The sequence below is a fragment of the Paenibacillus xylanexedens genome, assembly GCF_007676705.1.
Lineage (GTDB): Bacteria > Bacillota > Bacilli > Paenibacillales > Paenibacillaceae > Paenibacillus > Paenibacillus xylanexedens_C.
In genome coordinates this window covers 1-349 of the sequence record NZ_VEBF01000079.1, presented here as the reverse complement: position 1 = coordinate 349, position 349 = coordinate 1, and the positions used below count along the sequence as shown (strand labels likewise).

The following is a 349-nucleotide window of genomic DNA, read 5'->3' as shown; positions in this document are numbered from 1 at the left end:
CCCCAATTCAACCACTTCATCTTGCATTATCTCCCTTTCCAAATTTCCACATCTTCCCAACAACTCCGTTATACACCACACCTACATCATTACCCATCATCACCTCCAACTGTCCACCCTTCTCCATAACACCCATAACCCCTCCTCTATTTTTCACCCTCCCTTTCTCCCCTTTTTCCTTCTCATTCACCTTCAATCTCACTCTTCTCATACACTCTCTCACTTCATCAATCTTCTCTTCCCCACCAACAACCTTCAAAATATCCTTCCACAATTCTTCTCTATCCATTCTCTTTTCCTCCTTTTATCTCTAATCAACCTTAAAAAAAAACCTAAACACTCAATAATG

General features: G+C 40.7%; 1 protein-coding gene. It reads right to left on the bottom strand.

All coding sequences use genetic code 11. The features are described 5' to 3' along the window. Positions 1-16: 16 nt before the first annotated feature. Positions 17-289 carry a hypothetical protein gene (locus tag FS628_RS30235; protein WP_145326657.1) on the bottom strand — a complete coding sequence of 91 codons (273 nt, stop codon included), beginning with the start codon at positions 287-289 and terminating at the stop codon, positions 17-19. Positions 290-349 lie beyond the last annotated feature (60 nt).